This window comes from Facklamia sp. P12950, from assembly GCF_050409465.1.
Taxonomy (GTDB): Bacteria; Bacillota; Bacilli; order Lactobacillales; family Aerococcaceae; genus Facklamia.
This window is the reverse complement of the sequence record NZ_JBNUPK010000005.1, coordinates 124,242-140,335: the sequence shown is the minus strand read 5'-3', so window position 1 is coordinate 140,335 and position 16,094 is coordinate 124,242. Positions and strand designations below refer to the sequence as shown.

The following is a 16,094-nucleotide window of genomic DNA, read 5'->3' as shown; positions in this document are numbered from 1 at the left end:
TCTTATTGCAATGAATAAATTAGGAGGGAAACAATGCGTTTATGGCATGAAGATTTGATTCCCTTATTACCTCGACAACAACTCTTAGGACAACATCGAGAATGTTGTGCCTTAAGAGGGAAGGGGTGGGGCAAGCCACATTCTACTGTAAACTATGTTTTTAGTTATCATCCCTATAAATTATACCAATACCATGTTTTAGTAATGGAAGAAATGATAGCCAGAGGCTATCAGCCGGATAGCCTCTGGCTAGATCCCAAATACCGTGGCAAATCAGCTCCGTCTTATAAGGATTTAGAAGAACGCTAATTAGATTGTCCCATCTATCCAGAACATGATGAAGTTTATCTTCAAGCTTGTTTGATGAATTTAAAGGATAAGGGGATTGCTATTTAAATAAAAAACAATTAAGACTGTTGCAAAAAATTTTCTTTTGAGAATAATTTTGTTTAATGGGCTAAGAATAACTATTTATTGACAAAAAATTAGTTATAATAGTAAATTGAAAAAGAGGAGGTAGACTATTAAAATAGTGGTTTATTGTGGTGCTTCCTAATGGAACAGGGATATCGGATGAAGTAGTGGAAGCCGTCTCTTGGAGTCGGGTGGGTCAAAACACGAATCCCTGTATATTCATGAATGTTAATGGTTATTACAATGGACTACAAAAAGTTTACCAACAAATGGTTGAAGAAGGATTTCTCTTAACGGAAGATTATAAGCAAATTGAAGGATTCATTAAAAACGAATCACGATTGTAAATAAGTGAAAATCAGCCTCTAGTACAAGTCGCTTAGTAATTGATTCTGGTAGAATAGATATACTATTAAGAAAAGGAGACTAAAATGAAAAACAAACACACTTTTAAATTATCTATCCTATTAATAATGGTTTTAGCTTTGACTGGCTGTCAGGCTATAAGTGAATTTGTTTCTGGCTTTAAACAAGATTTTATTGGTTTGACTATGACCGTCCAAACTTATGATGAGCAAGCCCAGATCATTGATTCTATGACGGGAAAATCAGTTTCAATTGAACGAGATGAAGAGTTCGATTCACAAACAGCTGAAGGCTCAACCAAAGCTGACTCACAGGTTTTAGATATTCAAATTGGTGGGCACACGATGACTCATGTAGGATCATCTTTGATTGCTGCTGAGAAGGGGTTAAATGACTTGACGATGGAGGTAGATAATCGCGTTGAACTTTATGATACGAGATCGAACCTTCCATTCATTTCGCGCTTACAGGACAATTTAGGCCAAACCTTTTTTGGTAAAAAGAAGACGATTATGGTGCGAAGCCAAAACGGAACACCTTTAGCCGTTTATTCAGGGAATAAGGTCTCCTATTTTAAAACGGATGTACCTAAGTCGACAGGACTCATAATAGATGGCAAGTATCTCTTTATTTACCGTTGTGATTACACGATCTATGACAATGAGTTACTCGAAAATAGTTAGTTATTTAAAGCGATTTTTGAAAATAAAAAAGAGGCGGACGTCAGTCACAGCCTCTTTTTAAACTTTCCATCCTCGGGCATGTTTCATTTCTTGCCCTTGATCATCATATTTCTTTCTTTTGCTCGAAAGGTGCTCTATTTCGATAGCATAGACTTGAACATAATCGAAAGCTGTGTCAATGGCTTTATCAACTAGTGAATAATGTTTAGGGACATATTTTTTGGCGATCAGACGTAAGGCCTTGAGCAATTCTTTTTCGTTAGTAACTTTGCGAATTTTACCATAGATAATGGCCGACTCAAATTCAGTAGTAAAAACAGTACGGGCTAAAGTGCCCCAAGCAGTGGGATCAGCAGCAATCGTTTCGACTTCGCTTTCGCTATATAGATTTGGAACCTGAACCTGTCCAACAAAAGTGACACAGACAGCCATACCGTCTTCAAGTAAATCAACCTTTTTACCGGCTCTTGCACTATGAAAATAGAGGGTTTGATTGTGACGTATCATTGACAAAGGAATTGCATAAGGATAGGGTTGATCGGGCATACTTAGTACACCGTATTGAGCTTGATCGATAACTTTTTCAGCAAAATCATTGGGCATGGCACGGTCTTGACGGCGCATGGCTTGATGGATATCAGACATTTGAGACCTTCTTTCTATGGAGGTAGAGGATAAAAGCGACTTCTAAAAGAAAACATCAGGGGGTTTAGACCTGATGTTTTCTATTGATAGCTTATAAGTCTTTGAATAGAGTGTCAATAATTTGTTGATTACTGATGTTGTGAATTAAATCTTGCGGATAGTTATCATTAAAATGGTCTTGCATGGTTTTTTTATTAAAGCTAATCCCTTTTACAGAATGCTCAAAACCCCTTAAATCGTGCGTGCTAAAGAAGTCTCCTTCAAAAAGGAGTGATTGAATGACACCTTTTTCCACTTTGCAATGAAGTTTGAGGAGACCTCCGGGTAATACCGCTTCGTTAACTAAAGAAAACGATGGATTACGGCCGAAGACCCACTCCCAGGACTCAAATTTTTCTTTTTTAAGTTTTTGAACGGCTAGTTCGTCTGCTTCACTAAGGTAGAAAGAGTTAGGCTGATCTCCTACTATTTGTTTAATCAAAGCTTCTTTAAAAGACAAGGCTGTCCAATCTTCTGGGCAATTGTTTTTGATATTAGTGGTTCGGTCTTTCACAGATTTGATCCCCTTGGAAATTAATTTATGTTTAGCTGGATTGAGATAGTTTGCCATGGCTGTCAAGTCAGTCTCAAATAAAAGTGATCCATGATGCAGAATGGAATTTCCTTTAAAACATTGTGCATTGCCGGAAATCTTTTTACCATGAATCATTAAATCATTGCGGCTATTCATTTCAGCAGGGATTCCTAAACTTTGCAATGCCTGAATGATGGATTGCATGAAGCGTTGAAAATCAATAGCTTCGTGTCGTTTATTTCCTTGAGGTCGAGGTGAAATAAAGCTATATTGCCAGCCACCTTGGTCGGTGAAGATAGTACCGCCCCCTGTATTACGTCGTGTAATAGCGACTTGATCTTTTTCTAGTTCTGGTAAGTTCAGTTCAACATATGCATTCTGGTAATTACCCAGCATGACTGTAAAATCGGTTTGCCAGATCATGAAAAGGTCTTCTTTTAAAGCTTTTTGGGTCATTAAGTATTCTTCTAAGGCAAAGTAATAGTTAGGATCAAGTGAATCAGTCGGTAAATATAACATGGGTCTTTATGCTTCTTCTTTGGCTAATTGAGCCACTAAGCTATTTTCAGCATCAAAGTTATGGTCAACACCGACGGCATCCAAGGATTCATGAGCCTTGTAGGAGCTTCTTACTTGAGGTCCAGAGGCTACGAACTTGAAGCCCTTTTTCATCCCCATTTTATTGTATCTACCAAATTGTTCAAGCGAAATATATTCTTCTAGTTTGTAATGCTTAGGGGAAGGCTGAAGGTATTGTCCAATTGTAAAGAAATCTACGCCTACCGCTAAACTATCATCCATAGCTTGAGCAACCTCTTCTTCAGTTTCACCTAAGCCTAGCATTATCCCTGTCTTTGTATAGATATGGGGTGCTTGTTTTTTAATATATTTTAAAACGTCAAGAGAACGTTCATAGGTAGCGCGGTGACGAATTCTTGGAGATAAACGCTCTACCGTTTCGATATTATGATTAATAATTTCAGGATTTGCTTCAATAACAAGGTCAATACTTTCTTTGTTACCTAGGAAATCTGGTATAAGCACCTCGATCGTTGTGTCTGGGCATTTTTCTTTAACAGCACGAATTGTGCGAGCAAATTGTTCAGCTCCACCATCTTCTAAATCATCACGTGCCACACTGGTCACTACCACATGGCGAAGCCCCAGTGTTTTACAAGCATCGGCTAAGTTTTCAGGCTCCTTGTCATTCACTTCTTCCATATTGCCTGTCAGAATATCACAAAAACGACAAGCTCTTGAGCAATGGCTACCAAGGATCATGAAGGTGGCTGTACCATTTTTGTAGCACTCACCTAGGTTAGGACAGGTAGCTTCGGCACAAACGGTATTAAGTTGTAGGCTAGAAAGTAAGTTATTAACTTGATCGACGGATTCATTGTCAAAACGGATACGTGGTTTTACTTGGGTTGATGAAGAGGCAGTGATTTTCATTTAAGCTTCCTCACTTTCTTCAATGGTCGCAATTAAATCACCAGCAGTGACTTTGTCACCTAGCTCTTGATGGATAGCTATTAGCTTTCCAGAAAAAGGCGACTCAATCTCATGAACAGCTTTATCGGTTTCGACTGAATATAATACTTCACCTTTTTGAATGCTTTGGCCAACCTCTGTGGTCCATTCAATAATGACCCCTGACAATACTTTTGAACTTAATTTTGGAAATACAATTTCTTTTTTCAAAATGACTCCTCCAATCAATTAATTTAAAGTTATTTCCTAGGAAATCTCTACGCTCCATTGTAGACATTCCGCTATAAATGTTCAATACTTTTCACAAAAATTTAATCCAGTTCTTGCCTTCCCACCCAAGTTCATAAAACCTAGCGTACAGGCATTTTTATACCAAATACACTTAAGTTCGTGAAAAAAAATAATAAGAAAAGTCCGAAAGATTGTGATAAAAATTCAAGAACTAGGTCTTGATTAATCATCATAAAGAGAGGTAAGAATTTATTTTGTGAATGTCTACTTGTGGAATGGGTAAGAATGTTCTATTCTTAATGGAAGATAGAGTGAAATGAGGAAAGGTGCATATGATAGAAAGCTTAAAACTATATTTTGAAGATCAAAAATCTTGGTGGGTATTTGTTTATAATGTTATACTTGCTTTCTTTTTAGCGGTACTTGTCATGTTAATGGATGTGCGCTATTGGGGAGACCTAGATGCGCTACCGAGTGTGTTACTAACCAGTCAAAACTTTGCGCAAATGATATTAAGTTCTTTAGCAGGCTCCCTTTTTGCTGTGGCAACTTTTACTTTTGCTACCATGCTGAGTGTGATGTCCTATTATGCTTCTAGTTTTGGGCCGCGAACAATTGAAAATTTTCTTTTTCGTAAATCGTCTACTCAAACTTTGGGTATTTATTTAGGTGGTTTTGTTTATTGCCTGGTTTCCTTATTTTTCATGCGCGAATCTCAAGGCGAATATTTAGTGATGTCGGGGACAGTGGCTTTAATGTATGGGATTACAAGTGTTTTATACTTTATTCGTTTTGTTTTTGATATCTCACAATCTGTTCAACACAATCAGGTCATTAAAGGACTATTTGAAAGAGCTTCAAAAATTATCTCGGAAAATAAAGACTTTTTTGAAGCAGCAACATTTGTGGACCAATTGCCTTCTATCAAAGGGGCAGCCAGTAAAAGTGTGCAGTCTTTGAAACAAGGTTATCTAGATTTTGTCGATATTGATCGTTTATTTGATTTAGCAAAAGAATGTAAATGTGTGATTGTTTTGAAGGTTAGAAATGGTGATTTTGTAGGTAAAGGAGCTGTTTTAGCTGATGCTTATTCTTTGAAGAAACAAAAAGATTGGGAAAAGTTTGAAGAGAAATTGAATCGGTCTTTTATTTTTCAACACGAACCTTCTTCTATGTACAATCCTGATTTTGCTCTTTCGAAGTTAACAGATATCGCTTTGCGGAGTGCCTCACCTTCTATAAATGACCCCAACACCATTAGTCATGTTTTTCGTTACCAGTCCATTTTATTAGGTGAATTAGGGCAAGCTCCGGCCAGGTATGCAGTCTATTTAGAAGAAATAGAATTACCTTCGTCACAAACACTAGAGGTAGGCGTTTGTTATGACTACTGCCCTTTTCAGAAGATTCTATTCCAAAATTTTGGTCAATTGGTTCAGTATATTAATCAAGACGCCTATTTAATTCGTGATCTTTATGAAGCCTTATATTTCATTGGCCTTAATTCTTCTCATAAGCATCAAGAGGTTATTAAAGGGTTTATATCATACTTATCAAATAAAATAACCGACCATTTTGAGTCTGAATATGACCAAAGAATGTTTAACGAAGTGATGGAACCTATTGCTAGGTTAAGGCCTAGAGAAACTGAGAAAAATGAGGAATAAAGGTGTAAAAAATTGCTGTAATTTGTTAGACTATTGGTGTGAGCAAAGATTTTAGTTTTTTAATGAGGCCGATCACAACGAATCAGCTTTATCAGTTTTAATGTGCGATTAAAAGACACCGTTAGTAAATAATGGCACTGTTTATCAAAAAAAAGCATAAAGCCGTTGAAAACGCTTAAATAATCAGCTAATATAGATTCTATAAGAGTAATTATTTGTGATTTATTATATGGAGGGTGACTAATGAGTAAAAAAACAATTATGTTGGTGTGTGGTACTGGAATGTCTACAACCATGTTGGTTAATAAGATGAATAATATTGTAAAGACTGAAGAACTAGATTATGAGATTATTTCATCTTCGATCCATGAAATGGAAGATTATGTAAACAATGAAAATATCGATGTCTTATTATTAGGACCACAAGTTTCTTATTTATCAGAAGGTTTGTCTAAACGCTATGCTCCAAAGCAAATCATTGTTGAAAGTATTGATAAAAATGATTACGGCTTAGCAAACGGTAGAAAAGTCTTGTTGCAAGCCGAATCGCTTTTAGACTAAAATGAAAGTAGAAGAAGTACAAGAAATTGCCATGCTAATGATTGCCAATGGTGGCGATGCGCGCAGTCAATCAATGGAGGCTATCCGCTTTGCTAAAGAAGGCAATTTTGATTTGGCTCAGCAGAAGTTCGCATTAGCCCAGGAGTCTATCTTAACTGCTCATCAATTGCAGACAAAGTTATTGGTAGGCGAAGCTCAAGGGAATAGCTCGGAATTATCTTTATTAATGATTCATGCCCAAGACCACCTGATGAACGCAATGACTGTTAACGATATGGCAAAAGAAATCGTCGATTTATATCAATTAATCCTACCGAATCATAAAAACTTTAAATAAATATTTATTTAAACCTTCTTTTTCTTTAAGAAGGTTTTTCCTTTCCATGGGAGAAGTTCACCAGCCCTATGTTGAAGCTAGCAGCGATAATTGATAAAATAAAGAATATCAAAAATGATAGGAGTGGTTAGATGTTATCTGAATCGATTCAAAGATTAAAAAGACATTATGGCTATTTTATGGGGACTATTCTTATTGCAACTGTAGGATCCTCCGTAATCAATAGAATTCTCAATATGTTCTCTCCGGTTAATGATCAATTGAATACATTTATTACCAGTGTTAATGAAACGATGACACCCGATCAATTAGTTCAATTTAGTCAAGATTTTTTTAAAGCACAATATACAGGTGTAGGAGGCTTAATAGCCTTAATCACTATGATATTATCGGTATTCCTACGCATTATGCAAAGAAGATCCTATTTTCAAAAGCTAAATTTTCCTGAAATGCGAATAGCAGATTCAGCTTTCTTTCATACCTCTCCTGTAAAAATCATTACACTTCCGATCAAGTCATTTTTTGCCAATGTCTTGGGTTGGATCGCCGGGTTCTTACTATTATTTGTTTCTGGCTTGATATTTTTTCAACTAAGCCAATATGGCAATACGGCTAGCTTAGTTTTTGTTTTGATATTTATGCTGTTGGCATTGGCCTTAAGCGTGTTTTTAGTACCTATTTCATATCTAATAGCATATGATGTGGAAGGCAAGTATAATTTCTGGGCAACCTTTACTAAAAGTTTAACGGTAGCTAAAAATAATTTTGGCCGAATCGCAAAAAGCCTAATAGTTATTCTTTTAATCTTTATTGTCTTTTTTATTTTGATAGGTCTTCTAGGCTTCGTTATGATGGATGGAGTTGGAGCGATTGTTACTGTAGGGTTGTTAGGGCTTCTAACAATAATTGGGTTAATTTTTTGGGTAGGTCCTTTAGTTGAAGTGTATATGGCTCAAACTCTAAATCATATTTTTAACAGAGAATATTAATTTCAATTGTTTTTTAAGGAGAAAAAAGATGAACATCGAAAAAATTATGGATATATTTCAAAATGATATGAAAGTCGCTGTGCTAGCAACGGTTGACAATGAAAATAAACCGCATGCTCGACATGTTCATGTTGGTCTAGCAAACGATAAAGGAATCTTTTTCATGACCAATCCTAAAACAAATCTTTATCAACAACTCCAAGACAATAAAGCTGTTGCAATGACAGCTATGAAGGAAGAAGATTATTTGATTCAGGTGATTCGGATTGAAGGGAAAGTACGAGAGTTAGGTAAAGAAAAATTAACAGAAATTTTAGGTAACAATCCTTATGTCGAAATAGTTTACCCTGATCAAGCAGATCAAGTGGGTGCCCAAGTGTTTCAAATATATGAAGGTAAAGGCTTCTACCACTCAATGACTCAAGGTCATAAGTATGAGTTTGAAATTGGTGGAAAATTATCTAAGATGTAATGATAAAGCCCTTTGAAAATGTAGAAGTTACATTTTCAAAGGGCTTCACTAATTGTTCAATTAGAAAGAATGCTGGAGGGATCTTGCTCTCAGTCAAAGATAGGTGGAGCTATACTTTATTAAAGCCAAAATCTCTCAAAGGTAAAGATTTTTTCATATAGCTATTTAGTAATCGAAGTGATTTTATTTAATCGGTTTTTAATCCTAACAAATGTTTTAAAAGGTCCTCTATTACGCTAGCAATTATAAAGGTCACCCAAGAAATTGCCCAAGCGCTACTGATAAACGACCAGAGAAAATAAATAACAGTGACCAATGGCCAGTATATATCATCAAATATTTTATCTGTTTTTTTAAGACGCTCTCGACTGTTGATTTCTTGAGGGCTAACCTGTGATGAAAGGCCAGATTCCAATAACTTTTTATAAGTTGATTGATTTCCTCCTAAATAGATGAAAAGGAAGACTGCGCTAGCAACACAGATCAAGAGTCCGGAAATAGTCAAATCTGCTAGACCAGTTGCTACATTTAGACTGTCAACTATAACGATAGGTATAATGGGTAGAAGAATTAAGGCGATACCAGCAATGAATCCATAAGAGCTAACTTTCTCTTGTTGTTTCAAGTCGTTTTTTAGTTGCCTTTCTAAGTTCTTAGATAAACGATATTCTCCCTTAGCTACTTTTTTTGGTTTGCCATTAAATTGGCTAGCTGTTACATAGAAACCAATAGCAATTACAATTGACACTATGATGATACTAATTCCGAAGCTATCGGCTAAGGTGCTGTTTTCACCTAAGACACTTTCTAAAGTCATGAAGACTGATGAAGAGGCAATCATTAAAAAGGTGCCGAGGGCTGTTAATAAATTTGACTTGGTGCTATTGGTAATAAAAGCATTGATTTCTTCTTCTGTGAGTAAGGGATAGTGTGGCAGTTTGTTTTTATCTTGTGTTTTGAATTGATAAGCATCAATCAGTTCCTCAATACTGCCAAATTCAGTAATCACTTTACCAACGGCTTCATGCTCACTCAGACCTGAATCAATTAAGTCTTGGTATTTGTCTTCCATATTTGCCAAGATTTCTGCCTTCAGTTGAAGCATTTCATCATTGACTTCAATCTTGTTAAACATAGAATCAAGATAGGTTTTTATTACGTCCATAATTAAGCTCCTTTAATAATATTTTCCACGATTGCTTTAACGATTGTCCATTCTTTGACTTTATCTTGTAAGACTTCTTTCCCTTTTTGCGTTAATCGATAGTAGGTTCTTGGACGACCATTTGTTTTCTGGCCGGGATAGTCTTCGATTAAACCATCTTTTTTTAAGCGGTTAAAAATGGAGTAAAGAGTTGTTTCTTTCATGATGTATTTTTCATTGGATAAATGAGAAATTGTTTTGCCAATTTCATAACCATAGGAATCACTCTTATCTAAAATAGCTAGGATGAAAAGGTCGTTATACCCTCTAAAAATATCACTATTTATCAATGAATCACCTCACTCTTTTTACTGTATCTGATGGAGTATTTAAATTATAAAACAATTACTACGGCAGATAAAGTAGTTTTTTAAAAAATCAGACCATAGTCCTAGGAAAATAGGAATAAAACAAGCGCCTCTCGATTGTTTAATCGAGAGACGCTTTGATTTTATTATTTGGCTTAGATTTAAAATAGGAATTAAGCTTTAAATAGTAATTGGTGTAATTTCAATGGTTCAATATATTGGCCGTCTTTATAGACACGCATATTACCACCAGAGATTTCATCAATTAGGACAACTTCATCGTTGTTTTGTAAAGTACCAAATTCAAACTTAATATCATAAAGATCAAGACCATGAGCTTTTAATTCATCAGATACAATGGTTGTAATTTGACGAGTGAGCTCAACGGTGCGGTCTACTTGTTCAGCGGATAAAATATCAAGAACAACTAATCCGTCTTTAGTGATTGGTGGATCTTGACGATCATCATCTTTAATTGTGAACTCCACGTATTGAGGAAGATCACTGCCTTCTTCAATATAATCACCGTAGCGACGGAAGAAAGAACCCACTGCTTTTTGGCGGCAAATCACTTCTAAACCTTTACCAAACACTTTAGCAGGCTTAACCTCCATTGTTTGTTCATCCATGTTTGCATTAACAAAGTGTGTTGAGATTCCAGCTTGATGGATTTTTTCAAAGAAAAATTGAGACATTTCTAAACCAGCACGACCAACGCCTTCGATAGATAGACCAACAGAGTTCGCCCCAGGGTCAAAGACACCGTTTTCTCCAGTGACATCGTCTTTAAATTTTAAGAGGTAGTTTCCATTTTCCAAGGAGTAGACGTCTTTTGTTTTGCCTTTATAAACTAATTGCAATTTCAACACCCTTTCTTATTAACATAAGTTAATTTTAGCACACCCCTATCTTAAGGAGTATAAAAAGTTAGATGAATAAACGAAATTCCAGTTAAACGTTCGGGAAAACATACGAACAAATTTTCTGGTTTAGAAAGTGACCTGTGTTATAATGAGGTGAAGAGTTTTTTTACGGACAGAGAAGAGAGGGATTATTTTGACTAAAGATAAAATTACCATCAAGGGTGCAAGAACCCACAATTTAAAAAATATAGACATAGAAATACCTCGTGATCAATTAGTTGTAGTGACTGGATTATCGGGGTCTGGCAAGTCATCACTTGCCTTTGATACCCTATATGCAGAAGGCCAAAGAAGGTATGTAGAAAGTTTGTCAGCCTATGCACGTCAATTTTTAGGGCAAATGGATAAACCGGAAGTCGATTCGATTGAGGGTCTGAGTCCCGCCATTTCAATTGATCAAAAGACAACCAGTAAGAACCCGCGCTCAACCGTAGGAACAGCTACTGAAATTAATGATTTTTTACGTTTGCTTTATGCCAGAGTAGGGACTCCCTACTGTCCTCGTCACAACTTACCCATTGTTAGACAATCTGTTGAACAGATGGTGGATCGCTTATTGGAATTACCAGATCGCAGTAAAATTCAAATTCTTTCACCACTTGTAAGGAATCAAAAAGGGCAGCATAAAAGAGTGTTGGAGCAAGTAGCTAAAGAAGGTTATGTTCGTGTAAGAGTAGATGGAGAAATAATTGATTTAACCGAAGTTCCCGAACTTTCAAAAAAAGTCAGTCATACTATTGAAATTGTGGTCGATCGAATTGTGATTAAAGAAGGGATTCGATCTCGACTTTATGACTCCGTTGAAACAGCAGTGAATGCTTCTAAAGGTTATTTAGTTGTAGATGTAATTGATGGAGAGGAACTTTATTTTAATGAGCATTATACTTGTCCATACTGTGATTTTTCTATTGAAGAGTTAGAACCAAGACTTTTTTCTTTTAATGCACCCTTCGGTTCTTGTCCGGCTTGTGATGGTTTGGGCGCTCGTTTAACTCCTGATGAAGATTTAATTATTCCTGATCCAACCTTAACTTTGCGTGAGGGAGCCTTTTTACCTTGGGGCAAAGAAGGTTCGGGCTACTATGCTTCTATGCTAGATCAATTTGCTAAAGCTTACGGTATCCCAATGGACCTTCCTTATGAAGAATTAACCAAGGACCAACAAGAAGCGCTCAAATATGGCCAACCTAACTTTCACTTTAAATTTACCTTTGAACCCATGCACGGCGGTAAGAAGCGAACGGTTGATCAGACATTTGAAGGGATCTTTAATAATGTTGAAAGACGCTATAATCAAACAAGTTCAGATTATATGCGAGATGTTTTGCGTAATTATATGCAAGAGTTAGAGTGTCCAACTTGTAGAGGTCAACGCTTGAACGAAAAAGCTTTAAGTGTAAGAGTGGCTGATAAAAATATTGCTCAAGTGACAGCATTGTCTATTGATATGGCAAAAATACATTTTGAAAATATACAATTTGATGAGCATGACTTGATGATTGCTCAACCGATTATGAAAGAAATCAATGATCGTTTGACTTTTCTAGATAATGTGGGATTGGAGTATTTGACACTCGATCGAATTGCAGGCTCGTTGTCAGGAGGAGAAGCTCAAAGGATTCGTTTAGCTACCCAAATTGGCTCGCGACTAAGCGGCGTGCTTTATATACTGGATGAACCTTCAATTGGCTTGCATCAACGAGACAATGATCGCTTAATTCATTCATTAATGGAGATGCGTGATTTAGGGAACACCCTAATTGTTGTTGAGCACGATGAAGAGACTATGTTAGCAGCTGACTACCTAATCGATATTGGGCCTGGTGCGGGCGATCAAGGAGGAAAAATTGTAGCTGCTGGAACCCCTCAAGAGGTAATGGGGAACCCTGACTCTCTTACTGGTAAATACCTAAGGGGCGAAAAAGGGATTGTTGTGCCTAAAAAACGTAGACAGGAAGACTTAGGTTGGATTGAGGTCAAGGGTGCTCGTGAAAACAATTTAAAAAATATCGATGTTTCTTTTCCAATTGGTCGCTTAACTTGTGTGACTGGCGTTTCCGGTTCTGGCAAATCGTCCTTAGTGAATCGCATCTTAAAAGTTGCCTTAGCTAAGCGGTTAACCTCTACTCAGGAAAGACCGGGTAAATTCAAAGATATCAGTGGATTTGAAGAGCTAGAAAAAGTGATTGAAATTGATCAAAGTCCAATTGGTCGAACTCCAAGGTCTAACCCGGCAACCTATACTTCTGTTTTTGATGACATTCGTGCATTATTTGCGAATACTAATGATGCTAAAATTCGCGGTTACAATAAAGGAAGATTTTCATTTAATGTCAAGGGAGGACGTTGTGAATCTTGTGGTGGAGCAGGTATTAAGAAAATTGAAATGCATTTTCTCCCAGATGTTTATGTCCCGTGCGATGTCTGTCATGGCGCCCGTTACAATTCAGAGACACTCGAAATTAAATTCAAAGGACAATCGATAAGTGATGTCTTAAATATGACAGTCGATGAAGCAGTGGAATTTTTTGATGCGCATCCAAAGATAGCGCGCAAAATGAAAACGCTGCAAGACGTAGGTTTAGGCTATATCCAGTTAGGACAATCGGCAACCACTTTATCGGGTGGCGAAGCACAGCGAATGAAATTAGCCGCTGAACTTCATCGTGTTTCCAATGGCAAAACGCTTTATATTTTGGATGAACCGACTACTGGATTACATGTTCATGATATTGTTAAATTAATGAATGTTATTAATCGATTAGTAGAGGCTGGCAACACGGTAGTTATTATTGAACACAATCTTGATGTAATTAAAACGGCAGACTATATTATTGATATGGGGCCCGAAGGTGGTAGTCACGGAGGTCAAGTAGTGGCTGTTGGTACTCCGGAAGAAATCGCTAGAAAACGAAAGAGTCATACTGGCAAATTTTTAAAAGATATTTTGAAGCGCGATAAAGATAAGGGTTTTCGATAATAGAGAGCATAGGCTGGGAAATTAAGACGTCCGGCCTATGCTTTTTTAATAATAACCGCTATCCTAATAACAGGAATCAGATAACGATTTCTTTAAAAACAAATATCAGCCTAGGGACCTATGATTAAAGAGTAATTAACTAGCATAATAGAAGATGAAGAGGGTCAGTATAAATTAGGAGGATTATTATGAACGAGAAAGAAAGAATTATCGAATTAGTTAGACAAAAAATTATATCTATGGATGAAGCCTTAAGATTACTTGAAGCAGGTGGTATGGCAAACGATTCATCAGAACCTACTGAGGATAGCGCTAAGACAAAAGACACTAAAATTGAGAGCAAGACATTGGTAAAAGATGACCTCAACCGCCTGGTTCGTTCAATGGTAGATCAAGCAGTGAATGCAGGGACAAGTGTAGTGAAAGAAGTAGCTCAAGCAAGCAATCAAGTCGTTAAAGAGGTCAATGATTCACTGGAAAACCGTAAAGAAACAAAAGACAGACCTTCTTTTAAAGAACAGACCAGTGATCAAGAAGAACATGCTTCTTATCAAGCAAAGGCTGAAGCTTTTGAAACAAAAGGGCAGGCCATTCAGCAAGAAATTGAAGAGGTTAATGAGCGACTTCATCAATTTAATGAAGAAAAGATTATTATCCAACAGCGGTTAAGAGAACTAGAAATTCTGGCTGAAATTGAAGAACTGACCACTGAGATGAAAGATCAGGTCAAAGATTTTACCTTACAAGAAAGAGCGATTGACAGTGAAATTAAGCATTTAGAACAGCAAGTCGAAGGACTTTATGATCAGCAAGAGGATCTATATGAAGAATGTAAAGAAAATCAACAAGCTGACCCTGAATTTAAACGGTTTATTTCTAATTCCACCCAAGTTCTTACTGAGCAAGCGCACCAATTTAAAGAAGAAGCAAGCAGAGAAGGTAAACGCCTTGGCAAGCAAGTGAAGGATCTGATAAAATCCTCACTCAATAATTTCACCACTAAGGATGTTAATGTATCTTTCAATGTGCCTTGGATTAAGAGCCAAGTATTAGACCATACTTTTTCCTTTGATGGAGCAACTTTAACAGCGATGGATTTTAATGTATTAAATGGTGATTTACAAGTAGAATTCCATGAAGGCGACGACATTTTAGTAGAGGCTGCTATTAAGCTGATGGGTGGACAAGATAAGCTAACGGTTGACTTGTTCAAAGAAAAAGTAACTATAACCACCATTGAAAATAAATTGGTTTTTCATGTGGATGCTATGAATTTAGCTATGGATGCCAAGATCAGCTTGCCTCATAAGCTATATCATTCAGTTGTTTTAAATACCCTTAATGGAGATATAAGAGTCAAACAAATGGAAGTAAACAATCTAATCATTTCTAGTAAGCGAGGAGACATCCGTCTTGCTGATACCAAGGCAGATGAAGTGAATATTGACACAAAATTAGGAGATGTTAAACTTAAAAACATCTCAACTGATATATTAGGTTTGAATCTAGTCAATGGTGATGTAAAAATTAAAAACTCAACCATCCAAACAACTAGTCTTAAAAATATTAATGGAGACTTCCGAATTGTTGGACCAGTTGGTAATATTAAGGCCAGTACAGTTAATGGAGATTGTTACATTACTAAAAAAGATATCGAACCAGCTAACATTTCACTTTCAGCTGTTCATGGCGACCTTAAAGTCAGCTTACTAAAAGAACAGGCTTTCACCGCAAGAGGTAATCTCTCTGAAGGACAAATTAAGCATCGAATGTCTGGCTTAGACCGACAAGAAATTTTTGATGGTGGTAAATCATTTATATACAATCGTCCCGGTCATCTGGATCAGAAAGAAGTTCAGATTGATGCAAGTATTACCTTTGGAGATTTGTACCTAAAAGATGGAGATTCTGAGACAGGAAAGGAAGGTAAATAATGCAACGATTAACACGCTCATCATCCGATCGCCGCATTTTTGGTGTTTGTGGTGGTATAGCAGAATACTTTAATATTGATTCGACTTTAGTCCGTTTAATTTTTCTGATTGCTATGTTTTCAGCAGGAGTAGGTTTTTTCCCATACATTTTAATGGCGGTTATTATACCCTATGATTATCAAGTTGGCAAACCCTCTTTACGTCGTAAAGGAAAGAAATATTCAGAAACTAATTCTCATCAGGTGATTAAAGATATTACTCCTCAAGATGACGATAACTGGAGTGACTTTTAGAAAAATAAAACGAGCCCTCATC

Annotated in this window: 17 protein-coding genes and 1 pseudogene; 11 read left to right on the top strand and 7 right to left on the bottom strand. The window is 36.6% G+C overall.

Translation table 11 applies throughout. The annotated features are described in order from the left end of the window. The first annotated feature begins 33 nt into the window (after window positions 1-33). The 3 genes and pseudogenes from ACQV2Q_RS05950 to ACQV2Q_RS05940 all read left to right on the top strand — a co-directional run bounded on the left by ACQV2Q_RS05950 (window position 34) and on the right by ACQV2Q_RS05940 (window position 1,463). A pseudogene (locus ACQV2Q_RS05950) lies at window positions 34-396 on the top strand (TIGR02328 family protein). A gap of 146 nt (window positions 397-542) precedes the next feature. Then, complete coding sequence (locus ACQV2Q_RS05945; RefSeq protein WP_428875164.1) at window positions 543-761, top strand: LOG family protein; 219 nt, start codon at window positions 543-545, stop codon at window positions 759-761. A gap of 84 nt (window positions 762-845) precedes the next feature. Next, window positions 846-1,463, top strand: coding sequence for a DUF5052 family protein (locus ACQV2Q_RS05940; protein WP_428875165.1), 618 nt, complete (start codon window positions 846-848; stop codon window positions 1,461-1,463). Window positions 1,464-1,520: 57 nt separating this feature from the next. Here ACQV2Q_RS05940 and ACQV2Q_RS05935 read toward each other — a convergent pair whose 3' ends face one another. The 4 genes from ACQV2Q_RS05935 to ACQV2Q_RS05920 form a co-directional block, all read right to left on the bottom strand. Beyond that, entirely contained in the window at window positions 1,521-2,108 is a 588-nt protein-coding gene (locus ACQV2Q_RS05935; protein ID WP_428875166.1) for a pyridoxamine 5'-phosphate oxidase family protein, read from the bottom strand. Window positions 2,109-2,199: 91 nt separating this feature from the next. Further along, window positions 2,200-3,201, bottom strand: a complete 1,002-nt coding sequence (locus ACQV2Q_RS05930) for a lipoate--protein ligase (protein ID WP_428882196.1) — start codon at window positions 3,199-3,201, stop codon at window positions 2,200-2,202. Window positions 3,202-3,207: 6 nt separating this feature from the next. Beyond that, window positions 3,208-4,134 carry a lipoyl synthase gene (lipA, locus tag ACQV2Q_RS05925; RefSeq protein ID WP_428873170.1) on the bottom strand — a complete coding sequence of 309 codons (927 nt, stop codon included), beginning with the start codon at window positions 4,132-4,134 and terminating at the stop codon, window positions 3,208-3,210. Continuing rightward, window positions 4,135-4,383: a biotin/lipoyl-containing protein gene (locus ACQV2Q_RS05920; protein WP_428873171.1), complete on the bottom strand. Its 249-nt coding sequence runs from the start codon at window positions 4,381-4,383 to the stop codon at window positions 4,135-4,137. 353 nt (window positions 4,384-4,736) lie between these two features. Between ACQV2Q_RS05920 and ACQV2Q_RS05915 the strand changes: the two genes are divergently transcribed. The 5 genes from ACQV2Q_RS05915 to ACQV2Q_RS05895 all read left to right on the top strand — a co-directional run bounded on the left by ACQV2Q_RS05915 (window position 4,737) and on the right by ACQV2Q_RS05895 (window position 8,430). Next, on the top strand, window positions 4,737-6,071 hold the full coding sequence (locus tag ACQV2Q_RS05915) for a DUF2254 domain-containing protein (protein WP_428882195.1): 1,335 nt from the start codon (window positions 4,737-4,739) through the stop codon (window positions 6,069-6,071). 243 nt (window positions 6,072-6,314) lie between these two features. Then, window positions 6,315-6,632, top strand: a complete 318-nt coding sequence (locus tag ACQV2Q_RS05910) for a PTS sugar transporter subunit IIB (RefSeq protein ID WP_428873173.1) — start codon at window positions 6,315-6,317, stop codon at window positions 6,630-6,632. 1 nt (window position 6,633) lies between these two features. After that, entirely contained in the window at window positions 6,634-6,969 is a 336-nt protein-coding gene (locus tag ACQV2Q_RS05905; protein ID WP_428882194.1) for a PTS lactose/cellobiose transporter subunit IIA, read from the top strand. 131 nt (window positions 6,970-7,100) lie between these two features. Further along, a complete protein-coding gene (locus ACQV2Q_RS05900) occupies window positions 7,101-7,958 on the top strand; it encodes a hypothetical protein (protein WP_428882191.1) in 858 nt (285 codons plus the stop codon). A 28-nt stretch (window positions 7,959-7,986) separates the two neighbouring features. Next, window positions 7,987-8,430: a pyridoxamine 5'-phosphate oxidase family protein gene (locus tag ACQV2Q_RS05895; RefSeq protein ID WP_428875172.1), complete on the top strand. Its 444-nt coding sequence runs from the start codon at window positions 7,987-7,989 to the stop codon at window positions 8,428-8,430. Window positions 8,431-8,617: 187 nt separating this feature from the next. On the opposite strand, the gene ACQV2Q_RS05890 is transcribed toward ACQV2Q_RS05895, so the two are convergent. From ACQV2Q_RS05890 to ACQV2Q_RS05880, 3 genes are all read right to left on the bottom strand, one after another. Then, window positions 8,618-9,595, bottom strand: coding sequence for a permease prefix domain 1-containing protein (locus ACQV2Q_RS05890; RefSeq protein ID WP_428882190.1), 978 nt, complete (start codon window positions 9,593-9,595; stop codon window positions 8,618-8,620). 2 nt (window positions 9,596-9,597) lie between these two features. Further along, the gene (locus ACQV2Q_RS05885) at window positions 9,598-9,924 is read right to left on the bottom strand and encodes a PadR family transcriptional regulator (RefSeq protein ID WP_428873178.1); all 327 of its coding nucleotides are present in this window, start codon (window positions 9,922-9,924) and stop codon (window positions 9,598-9,600) included. A gap of 191 nt (window positions 9,925-10,115) precedes the next feature. Beyond that, window positions 10,116-10,802 carry a phosphoribosylaminoimidazolesuccinocarboxamide synthase gene (locus tag ACQV2Q_RS05880; RefSeq protein WP_428875174.1) on the bottom strand — a complete coding sequence of 229 codons (687 nt, stop codon included), beginning with the start codon at window positions 10,800-10,802 and terminating at the stop codon, window positions 10,116-10,118. Window positions 10,803-10,998: 196 nt separating this feature from the next. On the opposite strand from ACQV2Q_RS05880, the gene uvrA reads away from it, so the two are divergent. The 3 genes from uvrA to ACQV2Q_RS05865 all read left to right on the top strand — a co-directional run bounded on the left by uvrA (window position 10,999) and on the right by ACQV2Q_RS05865 (window position 16,072). Continuing rightward, window positions 10,999-13,845 (top strand): excinuclease ABC subunit UvrA, encoded by a 2,847-nt coding sequence (uvrA, locus tag ACQV2Q_RS05875; protein ID WP_428882187.1) that lies wholly within the window; start codon window positions 10,999-11,001, stop codon window positions 13,843-13,845. A gap of 188 nt (window positions 13,846-14,033) precedes the next feature. Next, window positions 14,034-15,779: a DUF4097 family beta strand repeat-containing protein gene (locus ACQV2Q_RS05870; protein WP_428873181.1), complete on the top strand. Its 1,746-nt coding sequence runs from the start codon at window positions 14,034-14,036 to the stop codon at window positions 15,777-15,779. Further along, the gene (locus tag ACQV2Q_RS05865; RefSeq protein WP_428873182.1) at window positions 15,779-16,072 is read left to right on the top strand and encodes a PspC domain-containing protein; all 294 of its coding nucleotides are present in this window, start codon (window positions 15,779-15,781) and stop codon (window positions 16,070-16,072) included. The genes ACQV2Q_RS05870 and ACQV2Q_RS05865 overlap by 1 nt, the downstream gene beginning before the upstream one ends. The last annotated feature ends 22 nt before the right edge of the window (window positions 16,073-16,094 follow it).